The following is a 22724-nucleotide window of genomic DNA, read 5'->3' as shown; positions in this document are numbered from 1 at the left end:
ATCGCTCACCATGCGCGCCCAGAGCCCCAACATCGTCACCACGCCGCCAGACGTCCGTCTGATGAACGGCGTGGCGGCGCTGTTGCTGCTGGGCCTGGCCGCCGCCCTGCTGGCGCTGGCGCTGCAGTGGCTGGTGCGCCAGCCGGTGTTCGCGATCCGTGCCATCACCGTGGAGGGCGATGTGGCGCGCAACAGCGCCGCCTCGCTGCGTGCCAACGCCCTGCCGCGCATGAGCGGCAGCTTTCTGAGCATGAATCTGCAGACCGCCCGCCATGCCTTCGAGGCGGTGCCCTGGGTGCGCAGCGCCACCGTGCAGCGCATCTGGCCCAGCCGGCTGCGGGTGCAGCTGGAGGAGCACCAGCCCGCGGCCTACTGGGAAACCAAGGCCGAGGGCGCCGACGCCGACAGCGAGGCGACCGTGGAGCGCCTGCTGGTGAACAGCTTCGGCGAGCTGTTCCAGGCCAATCTGGGCGATGTCGAGGACGAGGAGCTGCCGGTGCTGTCCGGCCCGGCCAACAGCTCGGCCCATATGCTGGCGCTGTGGCGGCAGCTGCAGCAGCTCAGCAAGCGGCTGGACGACGGCGTCGAGCGCCTCGACCTGTCCGGCCGCGGCTCCTGGCGCGTGCATCTGGACAAGGGCGCGGTGATCGAGCTGGGCCGCGGCAGCGATGCCGAGGTGCTGGCCCGCTACGCCCAGTTCGTCGCCAGCATCAACCAAATCACCTCGCGCTACCAAACTCCCTTGCTCTCGGCCGACCTGCGCCATGGCGACGGTTATGCGGTGCGGCTGCGCGGAGTATCAACCAACCCACCCGCGCCCAAGGGCGGAAATAAGAAAAGCTAAGGACCGAGCATGGCCAAGGAATACAAGGATTTGGTCGTTGGACTGGATATCGGCACCGCCAAGATCATGGCGGTGGTGGCCGAGGTCATGGGCAATGGCGAATTGCGCATCGCGGGCCTGGGCGTGGCGCCCTCGCATGGTTTGAAGCGCGGCGTGGTGGTGAATATCGACGCCACCGTGCAGTCCATCCAGCAGGCCCTGAAAGAGGCCGAAATGATGGCCGACTGCAAGATATCTAGGGTTTTCACGGGGATTACCGGCAGCCATATCCGCGGCCAGAACTCGACGGGCATGGTGATCGTGCGCGACAAGGAGGTCACGCCGGTGGACGTGGCGCGCGTGGTGGAAACCGCCAAGGCCATCAATATCCCCAACGACCAGCGCCTGCTGCTGGTGGAACCGCAGGAATTCGTGATCGACGGCCATGAGGTGAAGGAGCCCATCGGTATGTCGGGCGGGCGCCTGGAAGTGAAGGTGCATATCGTCACCGGCGCGCAGAGCGCGGCCGAAAACATCGTCAAATGCGTGCGCCGCTGCGGCCTGGAAGTGGACCAGCTGGTGCTCAACCCGAGCGCCTCCAGCCTGGCCGGCCTGACCTCGGACGAGCGCGATCTGGGCGTGGCCCTGGTCGATATCGGCGCCGGCACCACCGACGTGGCGATCTTCACCGGCGGCTCGATCCGCCATACCGCGGTGATCCCGATCGCCGGCGACCTGATCACCAGCGATATCGCGATGGCGCTGCGCACGCCCACCAAGGATGCCGAGGAAATCAAGGTCGAGCATGGCGTGGCCAAGCAGCTGCTGGCCGACCCCGCCGATCAGGTGGAAGTGCCGGGTTTGGGCGACCGCGCCCCGCGCATGCTTTCAAAACAAGCACTTGCCGGCGTTATTGAACCCCGAGTCGAGGAAATATTCTCGCTGGTGCACCAGGTCATACGTGAATCCGGGTATGAGGAGCTGCTGTCCTCGGGGATTGTGCTGACGGGCGGCGCCTCGGTCATGCCGGGTATGGTGGAACTGGCCGAGGACATATTCCTCAAACCCGTGCGCCGCGGCAACCCGACCTATAACGGCGCGCTCTTCGACATGGTTTCGAATCCACGCTCGGCGACCGTGATGGGGCTGCTGGAAGAGGCGCGTTTGTCGCGCACCCGGGGTTTGAAAGCGGCGCAGCAGGCGGGCTCGGTGAAGACGCTGTTCGGGCGCGCGAGGGATTGGTTTCTGGGGAATTTCTAGAGTTTCAGGTGGCGGGCCCGGGTGACCGTGGCGCCGAGGGTTCAAATGCCCAAGTTTCTGGGGCAAAGAGTGTAAAAAAAGGGTCATCCCTGTAGTTTTTCACTGTTGTCAAATGCACAATTGCTGAAGGAGGTATGTTATGGCGATCGAAATGATTGAAGAGTTTGACCAGGGCACGCAAATCAAGGTGATTGGTGTCGGCGGCGGCGGTGGCAATGCCGTCGAGCACATGATCAGCCAAGGCGTTCAGGGCGTGGAATTCATCTGCGCCAACACCGATGCCCAGGCTCTCAATCGTTCCAAGGCCGACCAGCTCCTCCAGCTCGGCTCCACCGGCCTGGGCGCGGGTGCCAAGCCCGAGATGGGCAAGGCGGCGGCCGAGGAGGCCGAGGCCCGCATCCGCGAGGCCATCCAGGGCGCCAACATGCTCTTCATCACCGCCGGCATGGGCGGTGGCACCGGCACCGGTGCCGCGCCGGTGATCGCCCGCGTGGCCAAGGAAATGGGCATCCTCACCGTCGGTGTGGTGACCAAGCCCTTCGAATTCGAGGGCACGCGCCGCACCAAGGCGGCCGACAACGGCCTGGCCGAGCTGGAAGCCAATGTCGACTCGCTGATCGTGGTGCTGAACGACAAGCTGCTGGACGTGCTGGGCGAAGACGTCACGCAGGACCAGGCCTTCGCGCATGCCAACGACGTGCTGAAGAACGCCGTCGGCGGCATCTCCGACATCATCCACATCCCCGGCCTGGTGAACGTCGACTTCGAAGACGTCAAGACGGTGATGAGCGAGCCCGGCAAGGCCATGATGGGCACGGCGCAAGCCACCGGCCCGGACCGCGCCAACAAGGCGGCCGACGCCGCCGTGGCCTGCCCGCTGCTGGAAGGCATTGACCTCTCCGGCGCGCGCGGCGTGCTGGTGCTGATCGCCGCCAGCCGTGCCAACTTCAAGCTGAGCGAGTCGCGCAATGCGATGAACACGATCCGCCGCTATGCGGCCGATGATGCCCATGTGATCTACGGCACCGCCTACGACGAAAGCCTGGGCGACGCACTGCGCGTCACCGTCATCGCCACTGGCCTGAGCTCGCAACGCGCCCGCCAGCAGGCGCCGCTGCAAGTGGTGCAGCAGCAGGCCACGCTGCGCACCGGCACCGACAATATGCCGGTGCTGACCCAGCCGGTGATGATGGGCCATGGTGCCCCCGGTGGCATGGCGACGCCCGCGGGCAATGCCATGAGCGGCAACGGCAACGACTTCGGCGGCATGAGCGTGCCCAGCGTCTGGCGCCATGGCCGCACCGCCGCGGCCAAGGTCGAAGCGCTGTCGTCCAATGGCATGGACGAAATCGAGATCCCGGCCTTCCTGCGTAAACAAGCGGATTGATGGATGACCGGGTGAGGGCCCAGTGAGGTCCTTTCTCGCCTGCATTGGCCTGCTGGCTTTCTGCCTGCTGGGCTTGGCCGCACCCGCGCAGGCGCAGCAGGCCGCTCAGGCCGGTCAAGCCGAACTGGCCGTCTCCGACTGGTCCCGCCAGGACCTCAAGGCCTGGTGGGCCGGCCTGCGCGCCATCGACGGCGCGCAGGGCGATCTGCCCGCCCATCTGCAACCGCCCAGCGATCCCAAGGCCTGGAAGCCGGTGCGCCTGCCCGATGTGCAGGAGACGCCGCGCGCCGGCACCGAGGAGCAGCCCGCCTACCAGATGCGCTGGTACCGGCTGCGTTACGAACCCGAGCACGAGCGCTGGCCCACCAGCCTGGCGCTCTATATGCCGCGCCTGGTCACGCTGGCGGCGGCGGTGCTGGTGCGCACCGACCAGGGCTGGCGCCCGGTGTTCGACAACCAGAACGGCGCGCGCGAGCAATGGGTGCGGCCGCTGTGGGTGGTGCTGCCCGCGGCGCTGAGCGATCTGCACAAGGGCAAGGCGATTGAGCTGGTGGTGGCGGCGCCGGTCTATACCGGCAGCCTGTTCGCCGTCTCCAGCGTCAGGCTGGGCCCGCGCGACGAGCTCGAGCCCGCCTACAACTGGCGCTGGGGCCTGCAGATCGGCGTGCCGCTGGCCACCGGCATGACGCTGGTCGTGCTGGGCGCTTTTGCCCTCAGCCTCTGGCTCAAGCGCCGCGACGAGCCCGCCTACCTGCTGTTCGCGCTGGCCTGCCTGGCCTGGCTGTTCCGCAATCTGCACTACTCGCTGGACATGCCCAGCACCAAGCTGGCGCTGGACTGGTTCTGGTGGGCCACCCATGCCTCGATGGCCTGGGTGATGCTGCTGATCTTCATGTTCGCGCTGCGTTTTGCGCATCGACGCTTTGCGCGCTTCGAGCTGGGCCTGGGTGCTTTTGTGCTGGCCAGCAGCCTGCTCTCGGTGCCGGTGATGGGGCGGCTCTATGACAGCGTGGTGGTGCTGCACCTGGCGAACGCGGTGGTGGGCGTGCTGGGCACGGCCTTCGTGGTGCGGGTGGCCTGGCGCGAGGGCAGCGCGGAGCTGCGCTGGATCTCGTTGAGCCTGATGGCCGGCCTGGTGCTGGGCCTGCACGACCTGGGCATGCTGGCGGGTTGGTGGGGCGCAGAGCATATCTATCTGATGCCCTTCTCCACGCTGATCGTGCTGGCCAGCTTTCTCTATGCGGTGCAGTGCCGCTACGTCGGCGCGTTGCGCCAGAACGAGTTTGCCAACGAGCAGCTCGCGCAGCGCCTGGTGGCGCAGGGCACGGCGCTGCAGAGCCAGCACGACCGGCTGCGCGAATCCGAGCGCCAGCAGGCCCTGCTGGTGGAGCGCCAGCGCCTCATGCAGGATATGCACGACGGCCTGGGCTCGTCCCTGCTCTCGGCCATGGTGGCGGTGGGGCAGGGCACGATGGAGCAGGACCAGGTGGTGGAGGTGCTGCGCGAATGCGTGGACGATCTGCGCCTGGTGATCGATTCGCTGGAGCCGGTGGGCCACGACCTGGTATCGCTGCTGGCCACCATGCGCTACCGCCTCGGCAAGCGCCTGCAGGCCGGCGGCCTCAAGCTCGAATGGGATGTGCACGACCTGCCCCAGCTCGACTGGCTGGAGCCGCCCGACGCCCTGCATGTGCTGCGCCTGATGCAGGAGGCGCTCAACAATGCGCTCAAGCATGCGCGCGCCACGCGCGTGCGCATCGTCACGCGCGATCTGGGCAGCAAGATCGAGATCCGCGTGGAGGACGATGGCGAGGGCTTCGACATCGAGACGGTGCAGCGCGGCCGCGGCCTGCGCGGCCTGCAGAAGCGCGCCAAGCATCTGGGCGGCAGCCTGCGGGTGGAAAGCAGCCCCGGCCATGGCACGGTGATGACGCTGCGCCTGCCGGTGAACCGCGATTCCCGCGAGCCGCTCGATGACCCGCCATCCGCATGAAAAACCCGAATCGGGGAGAATCCCGGCCATCATGCTGAAGCAAAGAACCCTCAAGTCGCTGACCCGTGCCGTCGGCGTGGGCATCCACAGCGGCCAGAAGGTCGAGATCACGCTGCGGCCCGCCGCGCCCAATACCGGCATCGTGTTCCGCCGCGTCGATCTGGCCACGCCGGTGGACATCCCGGTGCGCGCCGACACCGTCTGCGACACCCGCATGGCCACCACCATCAGCCCCGGCGGCGACCCCGGCGCGCCCAAGGTGCAGACCATCGAGCACCTGCTGTCGGCCTGCGCCGGCCTGGGTCTGGACAATCTCTACGTCGACATCAATGCCGACGAGGTGCCGGTGCTGGACGGTTCGGCCGCCAGCTTCGTGTTCCTGCTGCAGAGCGCCGGCATCGAGCTGCAGGGCGCGCCCAAGCGCTTTCTGCGTGTGAAGAAGGCGGTGGAAGTGCGCCAGGGCGAGGGCAAGCGCCTGATGTGGGCCAGGCTGGAGCCGCACCATGGCTACACGCTCTCCTTCCAGATCGAGTTCGACAACCCGGCGGTCTCCGCCACCGGCCAGCACTATGTGTTCGACATGGGCAGCGGCCAGTACAAGAAGGAGATCGCGCGCGCCCGCACCTTCGGCATGACCAAGGACATCGAGCTGATGCGCTCGCGCGGCCTCACCCTGGGCGGCGCGATGGACAACGCCATCGTGGTGGACGACTACCGCGTGCTGAATGCCGACGGCCTGCGCTACGACGACGAGTTCGTCAAGCACAAGATCCTCGACGCCATCGGCGACATGCAGGTGGCCGGTTATCCGCTGCTGGCGGCCTACACCTCCTTCAAGGGCGGGCATGCGCTCAACAACAAGCTGCTGCGCGCCCTGCTGGCGGACGAGAGCGCCTACGACATCGTCACCTTCGAGGACGAGGCCGCGGCCCCGCGCGGCTTCGCCGAGCTGGCGCCGGCCTGGTAAACAATGATCTTCCGCCTCCTCATCGGCCTGCTGATGGCCGCCAGCATTCTCTGCTTCGCGATGTACATCGGCACGCGCCAGGACATCTGGCGCCGCCGTGGCGTGCTCATCATCAAATGGACGGTAATCGCCGGCCTGGGCTTCTTCGCCGTGCTGGTGCTGGAGCGATTAGCCCTGCTCCTCTAGCGATTGGAGTTGCACCAGGCGCTGGTAGAGCCCGCCCTCCAGCGCCATCAGCTCGGCATGCCGGCCGCGTTCCACCAAGCGGCCATGGTTCAGCACCACGATCTGGTCGGCCTCGCGGATGGTGGAGAGGCGGTGCGCGATCGCCACGATGGTGACGCGGCCGCGCAGCGCCAGCAGCGCCTCGCTGATGAGCGCCTCGGTGGCGCTGTCGATGTTGGAGGTGGCCTCGTCCAGGAACAGGATGCGCGGCGCCGCCGCCAGCGCGCGCGCCATCGCGATCAGCTGCTTCTGGCCGGTGGAGACGCGTGCGCCACCCTCGCCCAGCAGGGTGTCATAGCCCTGCGGCAGCGTGCACAGAAAGTCGTGGATGCGTGCGGCCTTGGCGGCCTCGACGATGGCGGCCTCGCTGATGTCGCGCCCCATGGCGATGTTCTCGCGCGCGCTGGCCGCCATCAGATAGGGCTCCTGCGGCACCAGGCCCACGGCGGCACGGAAGGCCGCATCGGGCAGGCTCTGCAGCGCCAGGCCGTCGATGCGTATGCAGCCCGGCGCGCTGGCGTAGAAGCGCAGCAGCAACGACAGCAGGGTCGACTTGCCCGAGCCGGTGTGGCCCACGATGCCGATGAACTCGCCGGCCCGGATCTCCAGGTTGATGTCCTGCAGCACCGGGCGGCCCGGCGCATAGGCGAAGCTCAAGGCCTGCACGCTGATGGCGCCGCGCGTGACGCTCAGGCCGGCCTGGCTGGCGTCGTCGGCCACGCCCTCCTGCAGCAGGCTGCGCACCCGCGAGGCCGCCACCATGGACTGCTGCAGCTGGCCGAACTGCATGGTGATCTGGATCAGCGGCTCCACCACGCGCGAGATATAGCTGAGGAAGGCGTACAGAAGGCCCACCTCGACGCCCGACATCTCGCGCAGGCCGAAGCCGTAGATCACCGTCACCAGCAGCATCACGTTGAGCAGGTCGAGCGCCGGGCGCAGCAGCCAGGCATTGGCGCGCAGCTCGGCCACGCGCGAGCCCAGGTGCTGCGCGTTGATGCGGCCGAAGCGCTGCGCGAAGCGCGTGCCCGCGCCGGCCGCCTGCAGCACCGCCATGCCGGCAATGCTCTCGGCCATCTGGGCATTGATGTCGCTGCGCAGCTGGCGGGTGCGCTGCACCGCCGGCGCGCTCCAGCGCTGGTAGAGCCAGATGATGGCCACGCTGGCCGGCACCAGGGCCGCCACGATCAGCATCAGGCGCAGGTCCAGCCAGGCCATCGCCGCCATCGAGCCCAGCACCACGATGCTCGAATCGAGCATCACATAGAGCACCTGGCGGTAGAGCGTGTTGACGGCCTCGGTGTCGTTGGTGACGCGGCTCACCAGCTGGCCGGTGATGGCGCGGTCGAAGAAGGCCATCGGCAGCGCCAGCACATGGGCAAACACCTGCTCGCGCAGGCGCAGCACCGAGCGCCGCGCCACCCCGGCCATGCGCGCCAGCTGGGCATAGCGGATCCAGCTGGAGGCCCAGCCGCACAACATCAGGGTCAGCAGCAGGCCGGCCATGGCGCTCACGTCGAACTGGCGCGGCAGCAGGTACTGGTCGATATAGCGCTTGCCGAGCATCGGGCCCAGCGCCTCGAGGCCGGCGGCGCTCAGCAGCCACAGCAGGCCCCAGGCGAGCGAGCGGCGTTCCGGGCGCGCGGCCTGCATCAGCAGGCCCACGGCGGACCAGGGTGAGGGCTGTCGGGAGGGATCTTCAGAGTGCATCGATGCTGGCCTCCAGTTGCTGGTAGCGCCATTGCGTGGCGTACCAGCCGCCCTGCGCCAGCAGGCTGGCATGGTCGCCGCGTTCGGTGATGCGGCCCTGGCGCAGCACGGCGATCTGCTCGGCCTCCATCACCGCGCTGAGCCGGTGGCTGACGATGATGACGGTGCGTTCGGGGTGGCGCTCGCGCAGGGTTCGCAGATGGCCGAGGATCTGCGTCTCGGTGCCGGTGTCCACCGCCGAGAGCGCGTCGTCCAGCAGCAGGATGGGGGCCTCGCTGAGCAGGGCGCGCGCGATCGCGACGCGCTGGCGCTGGCCGCCCGAGAGCGTCACGCCGCGCTCGCCCACCAGGGTGTCGTAGCCCTGGGGCAGGGCGGCGATGTCGGCATGCACGGCCGCCAGCGTAGCGGCCTCGATGATCTGCGCCGGGCTCGCGTCGGGGCGGGCCAGCGCGATGTTCTCGGCAATGCTGGCGGAGAACAGGAAGGGCTCCTGCGGTACCCAGGCCAGCGCCTGGCGCAGCGCCGGCAGGGCGATCTGCTGCACCGGCAGGCCGCCTAGCAAGACCTGACCCCGGTCGGGCTCGAACTGGCGCAGCAGCAGGCGCAGCAGGGTGGACTTGCCGGCGCCGGTGGGGCCCACCAGGCCCAGGGTCTGCCCGGGCGCGAGCGCGAGCTCCACCCCGTCGAGCGCCGGGCGCGGGTTGCCGGGGTAGCTGAAGGCGAGAGCCGCGAAGGCCACGCCGGCGCTGCCTGACATGGCCGGCAGCGCCGCGCGGCCCTCGTCGCGCAGGCTCAGCGGCGCGTCCAGCACCGGCTGCAGGCGCGCCCAGGCGGCCCGCCCGCGCTCCAGCAGCGAGAGCACCCAGCCGGCCGCGAACATCGGCCAGATCAGCTGGCCCAGGTACATGGTGAAGGAGGTCAGCGAGCCGATGCTGAGCTCGCCGCGGGCCACCAGCCAGCCGCCCAGGCCCAGCGCGATCGCCACCGCGCTGGCCAGCGTCATGCCCACCGCCGGCTCGTAGGCGGCCTCCCAGCGCTGGGCGCGGTAGGCGGCCTCGCCGGCATGGTCGGCAAGCGCGTGGAACTGCCCGGTGCTGCGCGCGGTGAGCCCCAGCGCGCGCAGCGTGCGCACCCCGCTGAGCGCCTCCTGCACATGCTGGTTGAGGCCGGAAAAGCGCTCCAGCGAGGCCTTCCAGGCCTGGTGCACATGTTCGGAGATGCGCCAGAAGGCCAGCGCCATGAGCGGGAAGGGCAGCAGCGCGGCCAGGCCCAGGCGCCAGTCCACGCCCAGCGTCATCATGGCGACCACCAGCAGCAGGGTGAGGCTGCCGTCGAAGGCCGCCAGCAGGGCCTCGCCCGCGGCCATCTCGACGGCGTCGATGTCGTTGGTGGCCAGCGCCATCAGGTCGCCGGTGCGCTCGGCCTGGAAGAAGCCCGGGCCCTGCAGGCTCAGCTGGCGGTACAGCCGGGTGCGCAGCTCGCGGCCGAGCTCGTAGGCGGCGGCGAACAGCGCCAGGCGCCAGCCCACGCGCAGCAGATAGATCGCCAGCGCCGCCAGCAGCAGCCAGGCCAGCTCGCGCAGCAGGCCGCCGCCCTGCAGCCGGTGCGCCACCAGGCCGTCCACCACCTGGCCCACCTGGCGCGGGATCCACACGGTGATGAGGGCGATGCTCAGCAGCATCAGGGCCGAGGCGGCATAGGCGCGGCGATGCCTGGCCACAAAGCCGGCGATCAACTGGATCAGGGTCATGCGGGAGGGCGCTTGAGCGAGTCAGGAGGCGGATTGTGCCCGCTGCTGCTGCCAGGGCATGGCAGCAGGGCCGGTTGGCCAGGCGCTCAGCTCGCGCCCAGCTGGGCGTAGACCTGGCTGCCCAGGCGCGCCAGCTGTTCCTGCCCGAAGGGCCCGCTCAGCGCATAGCCCAGCGCACCGTCGATCCAGTAGAAGCTGCGCGTCAGGCCGGCGCCCTGGCCCTGCTCGGCAAAGCGGAAGGCGGTGGGCGCGGCGGCCTGGCCGGCCGGAGCAGGCGGGCTGATGGAGACATAGAGGGTCAGGCGTTGCCCCTGGGCCGATTCGTACATGAACTGGGCGCGCGCCGCGTTGTGATCGCCGCCGCCACCCTGCGCCTCGCCGGCGGGCAGCAGCCGGCCGCCCATCAGCGCGAAGCCGTCGGCGCGCAGGTCCGGCACGCGCAGCGGCTGGCCCAGGCGCTTGCTGAGCCACTGCACCAGATGCTCCTGCTGGTCGGCGCCCACCTCGACCGGGTGGCGGCGTTCGGGCTGGTAGAGCACATGGGCGATGGCGGCGTCGCGCACGAAGGCGGGCGTGCTGGCGCCGCTCGCCTGCGGCGGGCTGGCCCCGCCCGGCCAGCTGGCGTGGCCGTACCAGCCGCCGGCCAAACCTACGGCCAGCAGGCAGGCCGCCGCCAGACCCTGGCGCCAGAACTGCGCGGCATTGGCAGCGGCGGGCGCGGCCGGCTTGTGCAGGCGGCGCAGCAGCGCCGGCGGCAGGGGCTCGTCCAGCATCTCGGCGTGCAGGCCCTGCAGCGCGGCACGCTGGCTGCGCCAGGACAGCACGCGCTGGGCGTCATCCGGGTGGTTCTGCAGCCATTGCGCCACCTCGGCGGCCTCGTAAGGCGTCAGCTGCCCGTCCACATAGGCGTGCAGGGTGGCTTCGTCCATGTTCTTGATGGTATTCATGGCGCGGCCTTGTCGTTCACTTCACCACGCGCAGGGTGGCGCCGGCCGCGGGCTGCTCGTCATGCATCAGCTTGCGCAGGCGTTCACGGGCGCGCGACAGGCGCGACATCACCGTGCCCACCGGCAGCTCCAGCACCCGGGCCGCGTCTTCGTAGGAGAGTTCTTCCACGCACACCAGCAGCAGCACCTCGCGCGCCGCCGCCGGCAGCGCGGCGAGGGCGCGCTCGAGGTCCATGCGCTGCTGCCACTGCGGCTGCGGGTCATGCGCCGGTGCGTGCTCGTCCACATATTCCTCGTAGAGATGCTGGCGCTGGTCGCGCAGCTGGGTGAGGAAGTGGCGGTGCATCAGGGTCAGCAGCCAGGCGCGCAGCGCACCCTGCCGGTCGGCCGCGCCCGCAGCGCCCAGCTCGGGCCGCCACAAGGCCTGTTTGCGCGCGGCGCGCTCCAGCGTGTCCTGCAGCAGGTCGTCGGCGCGTGCCGCATCGCCCGTCAGCAGGCGCGCATAGCGCCGCAGGCGGGGCAGGTGCGGCAGCGTCTCTTCCAGCATGGGGCCAGGAACTCAGGGCGTGGCGAGGTGCCAGACCTTGTTGAAGCCGTCGCCGGTGCGATCGCCGGGCTTGGCATCCTTGCTCCAGAAGTACAGGGGCTTGCCCTTGTAGGCCCATTGCTTGGCGCCGTCGTCGCGGCTGATGATGGACCAGTCGCCGCTGGCCTTGGCGTCGTCGGCGGCCTTGAGGGCCGGCCAGAGGCCGATGCAGGGGCCCATGCACATGCTCTTGCCGGCGCCCGCGGTATCGCGGTCGAAGGTGTAGAGCGTCATCTGGTTGGGGCCTACCAGCACGCCGTCCGCCACGCTGGCGGGCGCTGGGGCCATGGTGGCGCAGGCGGCCAGGCTGGCGGCGAGCACGAGGGAGGCAAGGGGGAACAGGCGTGCATGCATGGGCATCTCCGTTGGTGGATGCCCAGTAAACACCTGGCGGGGCCGGTTTATTCCATGGCGCCGAGAAAAAAATCAGCGCGACAGCGCCAGCCTGAGCCCGAAGCCGATCAGGAACACGCCCGCCAGGCGCTGCAGCGCCTGGCCGATGGCGGGCCGCTGGCGCAGGCGCTCGCCCAGCCGGTGCGTCAGCAGCACCACCACCAGGCCGTAGGCGAAGGTGAGCGCCGCGATCGTCAACGCCATGGCGCCGAAGGTGAGCAGGCCCTGGTGCCGCAGCGGATCGACGAAGAGCGGGAAGAAGGCCATGTAGAACACGATGGCCTTGGGGTTCAGCAGGGTGATCAGCAGCGACTGGCGGAAATACTGGCTGGGCCGGATCTGCAGCACCGGTGCATCGCCCGGCTTGGCCAGCAGCATCTTCAGACCCAGCCAGCCCAGATAGGCCGCGCCCAGCCATTGCACCGCGGCAAAGGCGGCGGGATAGGCGCTCAGCAGCGCGGCCACGCCGGCCACCGCCAGCCACATCAGCACCTGGTCGCCCGCGATCACGCCCAGCGTGGCCGCCAGCCCGCCGCGCACCCCGCCCTTGCCGGTGGAGGTGATGAGGGCCAGATTGCCCGGGCCCGGGATGGCCAGGAAGATGATGATGGCGGCGACGAAAGCGCCATAGTCTGCGATGCCGAACATGGGTACTCCTGGTCAATACGTGCGTCCGCCCTTGAACTGCGCGTGCTGGCGCCGTTGCAGGGTGGTGCTCTTGCTCATGGCCTCGAAGGATACGCGCGCATGCGCATGCATGATGGCCAGGCCCAGCGCGTCGGCGGCGTCCTTGCCGGGTTCGCCGGGCAGGTTCAGCAGGCGCTTGATCATCGCCTGGATCTGCTCCTTCTTGGCATGGCCATGGCCGACGATGGCCTTCTTCATCTGCAGCGCGGTGTATTCCGACACCGGCAGGTCCTTGGACACCAGGGCAGTGAGCGCCGCGCCGCGCGCCTGGCCCAGCAGCAGGGTGGATTGCGGGTTCACGTTCACGAACACGATCTCCACCGCCGCGCATTGCGGCTCGTAGCGCGCCGTGACCTCGCGGATGCCGTCGAAGATGATCTTCAGCCGCGCCGGCAGGTCGCCGGTGGCGACCGCGCTGGTCTTGATGGTGCCGCTGGCCACATAGCTCAGGCGCGGGCCATCGGCGTCGATCACGCCAAAGCCGGTGGTTTGCAGCCCGGGGTCGATACCGAGGATTCTCATAGGGGGAGCTTGAAGTACCAACGCACGGAGTGGAAGAACACCGGCGCGGCGAAGCACATCACCGCGATGCGGTCGAGCAGGCCCACCGCGCCGGTGATGGAGCTGCGGTTGCCCCAGTAATGCACGCCGGCATCGCGCTTGAGCGCCTTCATCACCAGCGCGCCGAAGCTGCCGGCGCCGGCGGCGATGAAGGCCATCACCACCGCCTGGCCGACCTTGAAGGGTGTGATCCAGTAGAGCAGGGCGCCGACGAAGGAGGCGATCAGCACGCCGAACCACCAGGCCCGCATCGAGAAACTGCGGCTGATGCGGCGCGCCAGCGGCCGGCGGCGCAGCTGGCTGGCTGCCAGGTACTGGGCCATCTGGCCACAGCTCACGACCATCACCAGGAAGAACAGCAAGAAGGCGCCGCGCCCCTGGTAGCCGGGGAACTCCAGCAGCAGCAGGGCGGGTGCATGCGAGAGCCCGTAGACGCACACCATGATGCCCCACTGGATCTTGGCATTGCGCTCCAGGAAGCGCGCCGGGTCGTCGGCCATCGCGCTCACCACCGGGATGGCCAGGAAGCTATAGACCGGGATCAGCACCGAGAACACATCGAAGTGGCGCGTGCCCACCAGCACGTATTGCAGCGGCAGGATCACGAAGAAGGCCAGGATCAGGCTGCGGTGGTCGCCGCGGCGCGTGTGCATCAGGGTGATGAATTCGCGCAGCGCGAGGAAGGAGAAGACCCCGAACAGCAGCGTGGCGCCCACCGGGCCCGAGACCCAGGCGGCCCAGAACAGGCAGGCGCCGACCCAGACGATGTTGAGCTCGTGGCGGAAGCGCTGCCAGCCTTCCAGATCGGTCTCATCGTCCACACCGTCGTTGCGGCGCTTCAGCGAATAGACGAAGCCGACGATGCTGGCCAGCAGCAGCGCGCCGAACAGCAGCACGAACAGGAAGGCCACCTGCTCGGCGCTGTTGAGCGATTTGAGCCAACGCAGGGCGTTCATTCGCGCCACCCGCCCGGTTTCAGCGCCATCACCGCGGCGCGCGCGCGCTCCAGGAAGGCGCGCTTGTCTTCCTCGGGCTGCAGCTGCAGCGGCGCGCCGAAGGTGACGGTGCACAGGATCGGCACCGGCACGACCTCGCCCTTGGGCATGACGCGCTGCACATTGTCGATCCAGGTCGGGATCAGCTTGGCCTGCGGGAACTGCTCGGCGAGGTGGTAGAGGCCGGCCTTGAAGGCCTGCGGCTCGCCGCGGTTGGAGCGCGTGCCCTCCGGAAAGATCACCAGCGAGTCGCCCTTGGCGAGCGCGTCCACCAGCGGTTCGAGCGGGTCCTCGTCGGGGGTGCTGCGGGTGCGGCTCACATAGATGGCGTTGAAGACATCCGAGGTCAGCCAGGTCTTCAGCGGCGAGCCGGTCCAGTAGTCGCGCGCCGCGATCGGGCGCGTCTGCGCGCGCAACTCGCGCGGCAGCGCCGCCCAGATCAGCACCCAGTCGAAATGGCTCTGGTGGTTGGCGAAGTAGATGCGCTGCTCCGCCATCGGCGGGCAGCCCTTCCAATGGCCCTGGGCGCCGGTGATGAGGCGTGCCAGCGCGGCCAGGAACAGGCCGGTGGAGGCGGCAAGAGACATGGGGGGATTCTAGGAGGCCTGCAGCTCCACGCGGTTGCGCCCCTGGTGCTTGGCGCGGTAGAGCGCCTGGTCGGCGCGGCGCAGCAGCTGGTCGCTATCGGCGTCCTCGACCAGGTATTCGCTCACCCCGAAGCTGGCGCTCAGCGCGATCACGCTGCCATCGGGGCCGCTGAGCCGCATCGCCGCCACCGCGCTGCGCAGGCGCTCGGCCAGTCGCAGGCCATCGGTCGCGGCGCTGGCCTGGGGCATCAGCACCAGGAACTCCTCGCCGCCGAAGCGGCTGAGGTGGTCGGTCTCGCGCACATGGTCCTGCAATGTCTTGGCCACGGCGCGCAGGGCCTGGTCGCCCATGCCGTGGCCGTAGCGGTCGTTGATGCGCTTGAAATGGTCGATGTCGGTGGCGATGGCCACGAAGGCGGTTTGATAGCGCCGCGCGCGCTCCCACTCCAGCTGCAGGCGCTCCTGCATGGCGCGCCGGTTGGGCAGGCCGGTGAGCGCGTCCAGGCCGGCCTGCCGGCGCAGGCTTTGTAGCAGACGGATCGTCACCAGGAAGAAGAACAGGAAGTTGAAGGCCGCCGCGCTGACCAGGGTGAGCACCCAGGTGCTGGTGGAGATGGCGTTGGCGCCGACGATGTCCACGGGCACGCGGCGCAGGCCCTGCACCACGAAGAAGACATTCATGCCCAGCAGCGCCGCGGCGGGCAGGGTGGCGCACAGCGCGATGCGGAGGCCGAATTCCTGCACAAAGGCGGGGCGGGCAAGCCAGAAGGCGACCATCAGCAGCCCCGCATTGAAGCCGGACATGGCGGCCACCCGCGTGGGCGTGTCGCCCGGGCCGATCCACACCAGGGCCGGCAGCGCGACCGCGAGCATGCCCAGCCAGAAGCCGTCGCGCGGCGGCTGGCGCAGGAACACCAGCACGCCGCGCCCGGCCAGCGCCAGGCTCAGGATGGTGGCCAGGCTCGAACCCGTGTGGGTCAGCCAGGCCGGTCCATCGGGCCGCCACGCCACCAGCGCGGCCTGCCCTGCTGCTGTCAGGGAGAAGCCCAGCCAATGCAGCAGCGCGGGGCGCTCGTCGCGGTGGGTGGCACTGGCCAACGCCCACATCAGGGCATACAGGGCGAGTTGCAGGCTGGCGAGAAAACTCATGGCCGGCGGAGTATGGCAGGCGCGGGCGGGCGCTGGCGGATGGCCAAGCGGCGCCGGGCCGCTTGACTGGCCAGTTAGGCCGCCGACGCGGCCGACGCCGCCGACGCCGGCACCGCCGGGCTGCCCAGCCGCACGTCCCGCTCGGTCAGGCGCTTGGCCAGGCCGGTGGCCATGCGCGCCGCCTGGGCGTAGACGGTCAGCTGTGGATTGGCGCCGATGCTGGTGGGGAACACCGAGCCGTCGTGCACCGAGAGATTGGCGACCTGCCAATGCTGGCCGTCGGGCTGCACCACGCCCTGGGCCGGCGTGGCCGCCATCGCGCAACCGCCCATCACATGGGCGCTGCCGATGGTGGTGATGTAGGGCTCGTAGGGCAGGGCCAGGATGGCCTCCCGGGCCTGGTGCCAGCTCTGGTAGTCCTGCGCCTGCTCATGCGCCGGGCGCACGCTTTTGGCACCGGCGGCGAACTGGATCTCCACCATGCTGAGGTGGGCGCGGCGCGCGCCATCCAGCAGGTAGCCGTTGATCGGATAGTCCAGCACCGGGCTGCCGTCGCTATTGAGTTCGACCACGCCGCCGCCGGCCTCGGGGTGGAAGCCGTCGCGCAGCAGGCCGATCAGGATGCTGGTGTGCGGGAAGGTCTTGGCCTTGTCCACCAGGGTCCGGCCCATGCCGCCCAGATTGGTCATCGCAAAGCCCGGGTGCACCGGTGCGGTCTCGAGCTTGTAGCCGATCGCGCCGTCGATCGGCTGGGTGCGCAGGAAATGGTCGGAGAACACCGCCAGCGGCGCGCCGGCCCAGCCCTGCACCGGCTCGGGCATGACGGCGCTGCTGGCCACGGTGGGATGCAAAAAGGTGCGCCGGCCCAGCAGGTCGTTGGGGTTGGGCAGGCCCGAGCGCATCATCAGCGCGGGCGAGTTGATGGCGCCGCCCGCCACCACATAGTGCTTGGCGGTGATGCGGAAGGCGGGGCCGGCGTGGCTGCCATCGGCATGCACGGGCTGGCACAGCAGGCCGCTGATCTGGTTGCCCTTGAGCTCGAGCTTGTCGGCGCGCGTCTGCACCATCAGCGTGGCGCCCAGGTCCAGCGCCGTCGGGATGGTGGTCACCAGCATCGACTGCTTGGCATTGGTGGGGCAGCCCAGGCCGCAGGAGCCCAGGTTCCAGCAGCCCTTGACGTTGCGATGGATGGTGGGCGCCTTGATGCCCAGCTTCAGCGCGCCGCGGCGCAGCACGCTGTTGTTGGCATTCGGATCGGTGAGCCATTCGCTGATGTTCAGGCGCGCCTCGACCTGCTCGAACCATGGCTTCATGGCCTCGGCACCGCATTCCTTCAGGCCATAGATGTCGACCCAGTAGTTCAGCGTCTCCTCGGGGGTGCGGAAGGCGCCGGCCCAGTTCACCGTGGTGGAGCCGCCCACGCAGCGCCCCTGCAGCACCGGCATGGCCTGGTCGGCGGTCTTGCGGCCGCCGCCCTCCTGGTAGAGCTGGGCATAGGCGTCGGCCTCGAGCTGGCGGAAATCGCTGCTGGACTTGAGCGGGCCCTCCTCGACGATGGCAATCTTCAGCCCGGCCTTGGCCAGCAACTCGGCGGTGATGCCGGCGCCGGCGCCGCTGCCGACGATCACCACATCGCAGTCCAGCGAGGTGGGCAGGGGGCCATGCTTGCCCCCCAGCACCTTCCAGCCGCGTGCCAGGCCTTCTTTGATCGGGTCAACAATGCTGCTCATCAGGGAATCTCTCTCGGTCCAGGGTAGCCCACCAGCTGCCAGCTGGCCGCGTTGCTGAAGAACACCAGGCTGCTGAGGTCGCGCAGGGCGTGATAGATCTGCTGCTTGAGCCCCAGGCTGGACAGGCTCATGGCCTGCAGGCTGGCCTGCACATCGGCCACCGAGGCCGCGGCCCAGTCGCTGGTGAGGCCGGTCAGTGTGAACCGCCCGCCGCTGCTGGTGAGCAGGGACAGCAGCTGCGAAAGCTCGCCGCGCAGATGCGGGGGGAAGCCGGCGATATTGGCGTCCAGCTGGTCGAGGTGCGCGGCGAGCCGCGCCTCGCGCGCCGCCGCCTCGGCGGGCAGCAGGCCGTCGAACACCGCCAGCGCCACGGCGCGCATCAGCTGGCGCGCGGCCGGGCTGAGCTTGCCGTCGGCGAGCAGGCCAGGTTTGAGCAGGGCCAGGCTGCCGCCGGCCACCGCCAGCACCACGCCGGAGGCGATGCCCAGCTTGAGAAGGCTGCGTCTTTTCATGGCGTCATCATCAGACAATCTTTTTCAACAGGCCCAGCAGGCGTTCGAAGGTCTTGCCGTAGGGAGGATAGAACAGCTTGGTGCCGGCAAAGGCCGACTGGATGAAGACGGGCTTTTCCTTGCTGAAGGTGCGGAAGCCCCAGTCGCCATGGTAGGAGCCGATGCCGCTGGCACCGACGCCGCCGAAGGGCTGGTCTTCCTGGCCCAGGTGCCAGATGCAGTCGTTGATGGTGACGCCGCCGGCATGGGTCTGCTCCAGCACGCGCTGCTGCACCGCGGCGTCGCGGCCGAACCAGTAGAGCGCCAGCGGGCGGTCCATGCGGTTGATGAAGGCGAGCGCCTCGTCCAGCGAGTCGTAGGGCACGATCGGCAGCAGCGGGCCGAAGATCTCGTCCTGCATCACCGTCATCTCGGGCGTCACGCCCAGCAGGATGTGCGGCACCAGCTTGCGGCCGCTGACCTGCTCCTCGTGCGTGGTGATCAGCTGTGCGCCGCGCGCCTTGGCATCGGCCAGCAGGGCCAGCAGGCGCGCATGGTGGCGCTCGGTGGCGATGCTGGTGTAGTCGGGGTTTGCATCCAGGGTCGGATAGAGGCGGCGCACCGCGGCCGTCAGCTCGGCCACCAGGGGCTGGACCAGGGCCCTGGGCACCAGGGCGTAGTCGGGGGCCACGCAGGTCTGGCCGGCGTTGAGCAGCATGCCGAAGGCCAGGCGCTGGGCCGTCAGCTTGAGGTCGCAGGAGGGGTCGACCAGGGCGGGCGACTTGCCGCCCAGCTCCAGCGTCACCGGGGTCAGGTGTTGCGCGGCGGCCTGCGCCACCAGCCGGCCCACCGCGGTGGAGCCGGTGAAGAACAGGTGGTCGAAGGGCAGGTGGCTGAAGGCGCGGCCGACCTCGGCATCGCCGGTGATGACCTGCATTTCCTCGGGCTTGAAGAACTCGGCCACCATCCTGGCCATCAGGGCCGAGGTGGCGGGCGTCAGCTCCGAGGGCTTGATCATCACGCGGTTGCCCGCGGCCAGCGCCGCCATGGCCGGGGCCATGGCCAGGTAATAGGGGTAGTTCCAGGGCGAGAGCACGCCCACCACGCCCAGCGGTTGCGGCAACAGGCGGTTGCTGGCCGGCAGGAAGTGCAGCGCGGTGGGCACGCGCTTGGGCTTCATCCAGCGGCGCAGATGGCGCAGCGCGTGCTTGGCGCCGGACTCGACGGTGAAGACATCGGCCAGCAGGGTCTCCTGGCGCGCCCGGTTGCCGAAATCCTGCGAGATCGCTGCCGCCAGCTCTTCCTCATACTTGGCCGTCATGGCCCGGACGCGCTGCAGGCGGTCCTTGCGCACCGCCAGGCTGGGCATCATCTCGGCGCGGAAGGCCGCGCGCTGCTGCTCCAGAGCCAGGTGCAGGCGTTCTTGCAGGGACTGGTCCATCTCGTCGTCTCCTTGGGGTTCGCCCGAGGCTAACCGCAGAAGAGAGATGTAACCAGCGTGTAGTCCCTGAGATAGAGGGGGGCGTCTAGACGCCCAGGCGACACCGCGTTTAATGCCGGAAGTGGCGCACCCCCGAGAACACCATCGCGATGCCGCGTTCGTTGGCGGCGGCGATCACCTCGTCGTCGCGCATCGAGCCACCCGGCTGGATCACGCTGGTGGCGCCGGCGTCGACCACCACGTCCAGGCCGTCACGGAAGGGGAAGAAGGCGTCGCTGGCGACGGCCGAGCCCTTCAGCGTGAGGCCGGCGTTCTCGGCCTTGATGCTGGCGATGCGGGCCGAGTCGATGCGGCTCATCTGGCCGGCGCCCACGCCCAGCGTCATGCCACCGGCGCAGAACACGATCGCATTGCTCTTCACGTACTGGGCCACGGTCCAGGCGAACAGCAGGTCCTGCAGCTCCTGCGCGGTCGGCTGCTTGGTGGTCACCACCTTCAGGTCGGCGGCCTTGAGGAAATGGTTGTCGGCGGTCTGCAAGAGGATGCCCGAGCCCACGCGCTTGCTGTCCATCGCGTTGCGGCCCTGCAGCCAGGGGGTGTCGCCGCCCGGGGGCAGGGCGATCTCGAGCAGGCGCACGTTCACCTTGCCGGCGAAGATGGCGCGCGCTTCCTCGGTGAAGGCGGGGGCCATCAGCACCTCGACGAACTGCTTGGAGACCAGCTGCGCGGCCGCGCCGTCCACCGGGCGGTTGAAGGCGATGATGCCGCCGAAGGCGCTGGTGGGGTCGGTCTTGAAGGCCTTGCCGTAGGCCTCGGCCGCATCCGCGCCCACCGCCACGCCGCAGGGGTTGGCATGCTTGATGATGACGCAGGCTGGGGCCTCGAAGGCCTTCACGCATTCCCAGGCGGCGTCGGCATCGGCGATGTTGTTGTAGCTCAGCTCCTTGCCCTGCAGCTGCTTGGCCGAAACGAGCGAGCCGGGGGCGGGGAAGAGGTCGCGGTAGAGCGCGGCGCTCTGGTGCGAGTTCTCGCCATAGCGCAGGTCCTGCACCTTGACGAAGCAGCTGTTCATCTGGCCGGGATACTCCGACAGGCTGCCGTCGTCCTGGCGCGCGCTCAGGTAGTTGCTGATGGCGGCGTCGTACTGGGCGATGCGGTTGAAGGCGGCCACGCTGCAGGCGAAGCGGGTCTTGTCGCTGGTCTTGCCCGCGCTCTTCAGCTCGGCCAGCACGCCCGTGTACTGGCCGGCGTCGGTCAGCACGGTGACGTCCTTCCAGTTCTTGGCGGCGCTGCGCACCATCGCCGGGCCGCCGATGTCGATGTTCTCGATCGCGTCTTCCAGCGTGCAGCCGGGCTTGGCCACGGTGGCCTCGAAGGGGTAGAGATTGACCGCCAGGATGTCGATCATGGCGATACCGTGCAGGGCCGCCGCGGCCATGTGCTCGGGCAGATCGCGGCGCGCCAGCAGGCCGCCGTGGATCTTGGGGTGCAGGGTCTTGACGCGGCCGTCCAGCATCTCGGGGAAGCCGGTGTGCTCGGCCACCTCGGTGACCGGCAGGCCGGCATCGGCCAGCAGCTTGGCGGTGCCGCCGGTGGAGAGCAGGCGCACGTTCAGGGCGTGCAGCTCCCGGGCGAATTCGAGGATGCCGGTCTTGTCGGAGACGGAGATCAGGGCGGTCAGTTGAGACATGGTGGGCTCGCTAGGTTGTGATTCGGTTCGTTGCCGCAGGGCTGGCTTACAGCATCTGGTGGTCGCTGAGCTTGCGGCGCAAGGTGTTGCGGTTGATGCCCAGCCATTCGGCGGCCTTGCTCTGGTTGCCGTCGGCGTGCTGCATCACCACCTCCAGCAAGGGCTTCTCCACCAGCTTGATCAGCATCTCGTGCATGGAATGCGGCTCTTCGCCGTCCAGGTCGCGGAAATAGGCTTCCAGGTTCTCGCGCACGCAGGTTTCAATCGGTTTGGGCGTCATGCTTGTTCTTCTGAGTATTCGTCGTTGGCCGCGTCAGCCGTCAAGGCATGCGCGGGCAGATACGGCAGGCGTTCGTGCTGCTCGGCGAGGGCGCCGAACCAGTCGCGCATGGCCGCGATCTGTGCCTCGCAGCTCTGCAGCGTGTTCATGTGCTGGCGGAAGGCCTCGCCGCCGGGCAGGCCGCGCAGGGCCCAGCCAATGTGCTTGCGCGCGGTGCGCATGCCGGTCAGCTCGCCATAGAGGCTGTAATGGTCGTGCAGGTGCTCGAGCAGCCAGGCCTGGGCGTCCTGCACGCGCGGCGCCGCCAGCTCCGCGCCGGTGGCCAGGTAATGGGCGATCTCGGCAAAGATCCAGGGCCGGCCCTGGGCGGCGCGGCCCACCATGATGGCGTCTGCGCCGGTATGGGCCAGCACCTGGGCGGCCTTGGCGGGCGAGTCGATGTCGCCGTTGGCCACCACCGGGATCGCCAGCGCGGCCTTCACCGCCGCCACCGTTTCGTATTCGGCAAAGCCCTTGTAGCCCTGCTCGCGGGTGCGGCCATGCACCGTCACCATGGCCACGCCGGCGGCCTCGGCGGCGCGCGCCAGCAGCAGCGCGTTCTTCTCGGTCTCGCACCAGCCGGTGCGCATCTTCAGCGTCACCGGCACGCCATGCGGCTGGGCGGCACGCACCACCGCCTCGATGATTTCCAGCGCCAGCGGCTCGTTCTGCATCAGGGCCGAGCCGGCCCATTTGTTGCACACCTTCTTGGCCGGGCAGCCCATATTGATGTCGATGATCTGGGCGCCGCGGTCGATGTTGTAGGCCGCGGCCTCGGCCATCATGGCGGCATCGGTGCCGGCGATCTGCACCGCGATCGGCGCCGCCTCGCCCTCATGGTTGGCGCGGCGCGAGGTCTTCAGGCTGTTCCACAAGTCCTTGCGCGAGGTCACCATCTCGCTCACCGCGTAGCCCGCGCCCATGCGGCGGCACAGCTGGCGAAACGGCCGATCGGTCACACCCGCCATGGGGGCGACGAAGAGCCGGTTCGGCAACGCGTAGGGGCCGATGCGCAGGGGGGAGGACATGGGGG

At 69.1% G+C, this 22724-nt stretch carries 22 protein-coding genes; 6 read left to right on the top strand and 16 right to left on the bottom strand.

What is annotated here, in order from left to right; all coding sequences use genetic code 11:
* Nucleotides 1–10: 10 nt before the first annotated feature.
* From AC3WQY_RS19795 to AC3WQY_RS19770, 6 genes are all read left to right on the top strand, one after another.
* Nucleotides 11–844, top strand: coding sequence for a cell division protein FtsQ/DivIB (locus tag AC3WQY_RS19795; protein ID WP_492710266.1), 834 nt, complete (start codon nt 11–13; stop codon nt 842–844).
* Between the two features lie 9 nt (nt 845–853).
* A complete protein-coding gene (gene ftsA / locus AC3WQY_RS19790; RefSeq protein WP_285233477.1) occupies nt 854–2083 on the top strand; it encodes a cell division protein FtsA in 1230 nt (409 codons plus the stop codon).
* Between the two features lie 139 nt (nt 2084–2222).
* The gene (ftsZ, locus tag AC3WQY_RS19785) at nt 2223–3470 is read left to right on the top strand and encodes a cell division protein FtsZ (protein ID WP_285233476.1); all 1248 of its coding nucleotides are present in this window, start codon (nt 2223–2225) and stop codon (nt 3468–3470) included.
* 22 nt (nt 3471–3492) lie between these two features.
* Nucleotides 3493–5463 carry a sensor histidine kinase gene (locus tag AC3WQY_RS19780; protein WP_285233475.1) on the top strand — a complete coding sequence of 657 codons (1971 nt, stop codon included), beginning with the start codon at nt 3493–3495 and terminating at the stop codon, nt 5461–5463.
* A 31-nt stretch (nt 5464–5494) separates the two neighbouring features.
* Nucleotides 5495–6430 (top strand): UDP-3-O-acyl-N-acetylglucosamine deacetylase, encoded by a 936-nt coding sequence (gene lpxC, locus AC3WQY_RS19775; protein ID WP_492710264.1) that lies wholly within the window; start codon nt 5495–5497, stop codon nt 6428–6430.
* A 3-nt stretch (nt 6431–6433) separates the two neighbouring features.
* Complete coding sequence (locus tag AC3WQY_RS19770; RefSeq protein ID WP_285233473.1) at nt 6434–6616, top strand: hypothetical protein; 183 nt, start codon at nt 6434–6436, stop codon at nt 6614–6616.
* Here AC3WQY_RS19770 and AC3WQY_RS19765 read toward each other — a convergent pair.
* The 16 genes from AC3WQY_RS19765 to dusB form a co-directional block, all read right to left on the bottom strand.
* Nucleotides 6599–8365 (bottom strand): ABC transporter ATP-binding protein, encoded by a 1767-nt coding sequence (locus AC3WQY_RS19765; RefSeq protein ID WP_492710263.1) that lies wholly within the window; start codon nt 8363–8365, stop codon nt 6599–6601. The two genes, AC3WQY_RS19770 and AC3WQY_RS19765, sit on opposite strands and share 18 nt — an antisense overlap.
* Nucleotides 8355–10115 carry an ABC transporter ATP-binding protein gene (locus AC3WQY_RS19760; protein ID WP_492710261.1) on the bottom strand — a complete coding sequence of 587 codons (1761 nt, stop codon included), beginning with the start codon at nt 10113–10115 and terminating at the stop codon, nt 8355–8357. The genes AC3WQY_RS19765 and AC3WQY_RS19760 overlap by 11 nt, the downstream gene beginning before the upstream one ends.
* Nucleotides 10116–10201: 86 nt before the next feature.
* The gene (locus AC3WQY_RS19755) at nt 10202–11062 is read right to left on the bottom strand and encodes an anti-sigma factor family protein (protein ID WP_492710259.1); all 861 of its coding nucleotides are present in this window, start codon (nt 11060–11062) and stop codon (nt 10202–10204) included.
* A 16-nt stretch (nt 11063–11078) separates the two neighbouring features.
* The gene (locus tag AC3WQY_RS19750) at nt 11079–11609 is read right to left on the bottom strand and encodes an RNA polymerase sigma factor (protein ID WP_492710257.1); all 531 of its coding nucleotides are present in this window, start codon (nt 11607–11609) and stop codon (nt 11079–11081) included.
* Nucleotides 11610–11621: 12 nt separating this feature from the next.
* On the bottom strand, nt 11622–12002 hold the full coding sequence (locus AC3WQY_RS19745) for a COG4315 family predicted lipoprotein (protein ID WP_492710256.1): 381 nt from the start codon (nt 12000–12002) through the stop codon (nt 11622–11624).
* A gap of 72 nt (nt 12003–12074) precedes the next feature.
* Nucleotides 12075–12689, bottom strand: coding sequence for a LysE family transporter (locus tag AC3WQY_RS19740; protein ID WP_285233467.1), 615 nt, complete (start codon nt 12687–12689; stop codon nt 12075–12077).
* 12 nt (nt 12690–12701) lie between these two features.
* Nucleotides 12702–13250 (bottom strand): crossover junction endodeoxyribonuclease RuvC, encoded by a 549-nt coding sequence (ruvC, locus tag AC3WQY_RS19735; protein ID WP_285233466.1) that lies wholly within the window; start codon nt 13248–13250, stop codon nt 12702–12704.
* A complete protein-coding gene (locus AC3WQY_RS19730; protein ID WP_492710255.1) occupies nt 13247–14245 on the bottom strand; it encodes a phosphatidate cytidylyltransferase in 999 nt (332 codons plus the stop codon). Before AC3WQY_RS19730 ends, ruvC begins: the two co-directional genes overlap by 4 nt.
* Nucleotides 14242–14871 (bottom strand): lysophospholipid acyltransferase family protein, encoded by a 630-nt coding sequence (locus AC3WQY_RS19725; RefSeq protein WP_492710254.1) that lies wholly within the window; start codon nt 14869–14871, stop codon nt 14242–14244. Before AC3WQY_RS19725 ends, AC3WQY_RS19730 begins: the two co-directional genes overlap by 4 nt.
* Before the next feature lie 9 nt (nt 14872–14880).
* The gene (locus tag AC3WQY_RS19720) at nt 14881–16020 is read right to left on the bottom strand and encodes a GGDEF domain-containing protein (RefSeq protein WP_492710253.1); all 1140 of its coding nucleotides are present in this window, start codon (nt 16018–16020) and stop codon (nt 14881–14883) included.
* 74 nt (nt 16021–16094) lie between these two features.
* On the bottom strand, nt 16095–17750 hold the full coding sequence (locus AC3WQY_RS19715; RefSeq protein ID WP_492710251.1) for a GMC family oxidoreductase N-terminal domain-containing protein: 1656 nt from the start codon (nt 17748–17750) through the stop codon (nt 16095–16097).
* Nucleotides 17750–18262, bottom strand: coding sequence for a hypothetical protein (locus AC3WQY_RS19710; protein ID WP_492710250.1), 513 nt, complete (start codon nt 18260–18262; stop codon nt 17750–17752). Before AC3WQY_RS19710 ends, AC3WQY_RS19715 begins: the two co-directional genes overlap by 1 nt.
* 10 nt (nt 18263–18272) lie before the next feature.
* Complete coding sequence (locus tag AC3WQY_RS19705; protein WP_492710248.1) at nt 18273–19682, bottom strand: coniferyl aldehyde dehydrogenase; 1410 nt, start codon at nt 19680–19682, stop codon at nt 18273–18275.
* 109 nt (nt 19683–19791) lie between these two features.
* Nucleotides 19792–21372: a bifunctional phosphoribosylaminoimidazolecarboxamide formyltransferase/IMP cyclohydrolase gene (purH, locus tag AC3WQY_RS19700; protein WP_492710247.1), complete on the bottom strand. Its 1581-nt coding sequence runs from the start codon at nt 21370–21372 to the stop codon at nt 19792–19794.
* 46 nt (nt 21373–21418) lie between these two features.
* Nucleotides 21419–21652 (bottom strand): Fis family transcriptional regulator, encoded by a 234-nt coding sequence (locus AC3WQY_RS19695; protein ID WP_285233458.1) that lies wholly within the window; start codon nt 21650–21652, stop codon nt 21419–21421.
* Nucleotides 21649–22707 carry a tRNA dihydrouridine synthase DusB gene (dusB, locus tag AC3WQY_RS19690; RefSeq protein ID WP_492710284.1) on the bottom strand — a complete coding sequence of 353 codons (1059 nt, stop codon included), beginning with the start codon at nt 22705–22707 and terminating at the stop codon, nt 21649–21651. The genes AC3WQY_RS19695 and dusB overlap by 4 nt, the downstream gene beginning before the upstream one ends.
* Nucleotides 22708–22724: the final 17 nt, after the last annotated feature.

It is taken from the genome of Roseateles sp. FW301-B2, assembly GCF_058788955.1.
Note: the sequence above shows the minus strand (reverse complement) of the source record. Positions and strands in the feature narration are given on the sequence as shown.

Bases quoted from the DNA above. Each gene is read 5' to 3' on its own strand.
- AC3WQY_RS19795 (WP_492710266.1), top strand. From the start codon at position 11: ATGCGCGCCCAGAGCCCCAACATCGTCACCACGCCGCCAGACGTCCGT.
- ftsA (WP_285233477.1), top strand. From the start codon at position 854: ATGGCCAAGGAATACAAGGATTTGGTCGTTGGACTGGATATCGGCACC.
- ftsZ (WP_285233476.1), top strand. From the start codon at position 2,223: ATGGCGATCGAAATGATTGAAGAGTTTGACCAGGGCACGCAAATCAAG.
- lpxC (WP_492710264.1), top strand. From the start codon at position 5,495: ATGCTGAAGCAAAGAACCCTCAAGTCGCTGACCCGTGCCGTCGGCGTG.
- AC3WQY_RS19770 (WP_285233473.1), top strand. From the start codon at position 6,434: ATGATCTTCCGCCTCCTCATCGGCCTGCTGATGGCCGCCAGCATTCTC.
- AC3WQY_RS19765 (WP_492710263.1), bottom strand. From the start codon at position 8,365: ATGCACTCTGAAGATCCCTCCCGACAGCCCTCACCCTGGTCCGCCGTG.
- AC3WQY_RS19760 (WP_492710261.1), bottom strand. From the start codon at position 10,115: ATGACCCTGATCCAGTTGATCGCCGGCTTTGTGGCCAGGCATCGCCGC.
- AC3WQY_RS19755 (WP_492710259.1), bottom strand. From the start codon at position 11,062: ATGAATACCATCAAGAACATGGACGAAGCCACCCTGCACGCCTATGTG.
- AC3WQY_RS19750 (WP_492710257.1), bottom strand. From the start codon at position 11,609: ATGCTGGAAGAGACGCTGCCGCACCTGCCCCGCCTGCGGCGCTATGCG.
- AC3WQY_RS19745 (WP_492710256.1), bottom strand. From the start codon at position 12,002: ATGCATGCACGCCTGTTCCCCCTTGCCTCCCTCGTGCTCGCCGCCAGC.
- AC3WQY_RS19740 (WP_285233467.1), bottom strand. From the start codon at position 12,689: ATGTTCGGCATCGCAGACTATGGCGCTTTCGTCGCCGCCATCATCATC.
- ruvC (WP_285233466.1), bottom strand. From the start codon at position 13,250: ATGAGAATCCTCGGTATCGACCCCGGGCTGCAAACCACCGGCTTTGGC.
- AC3WQY_RS19730 (WP_492710255.1), bottom strand. From the start codon at position 14,245: ATGAACGCCCTGCGTTGGCTCAAATCGCTCAACAGCGCCGAGCAGGTG.
- AC3WQY_RS19725 (WP_492710254.1), bottom strand. From the start codon at position 14,871: ATGTCTCTTGCCGCCTCCACCGGCCTGTTCCTGGCCGCGCTGGCACGC.
- AC3WQY_RS19720 (WP_492710253.1), bottom strand. From the start codon at position 16,020: ATGAGTTTTCTCGCCAGCCTGCAACTCGCCCTGTATGCCCTGATGTGG.
- AC3WQY_RS19715 (WP_492710251.1), bottom strand. From the start codon at position 17,750: ATGAGCAGCATTGTTGACCCGATCAAAGAAGGCCTGGCACGCGGCTGG.
- AC3WQY_RS19710 (WP_492710250.1), bottom strand. From the start codon at position 18,262: ATGAAAAGACGCAGCCTTCTCAAGCTGGGCATCGCCTCCGGCGTGGTG.
- AC3WQY_RS19705 (WP_492710248.1), bottom strand. From the start codon at position 19,682: ATGGACCAGTCCCTGCAAGAACGCCTGCACCTGGCTCTGGAGCAGCAG.
- purH (WP_492710247.1), bottom strand. From the start codon at position 21,372: ATGTCTCAACTGACCGCCCTGATCTCCGTCTCCGACAAGACCGGCATC.
- AC3WQY_RS19695 (WP_285233458.1), bottom strand. From the start codon at position 21,652: ATGACGCCCAAACCGATTGAAACCTGCGTGCGCGAGAACCTGGAAGCC.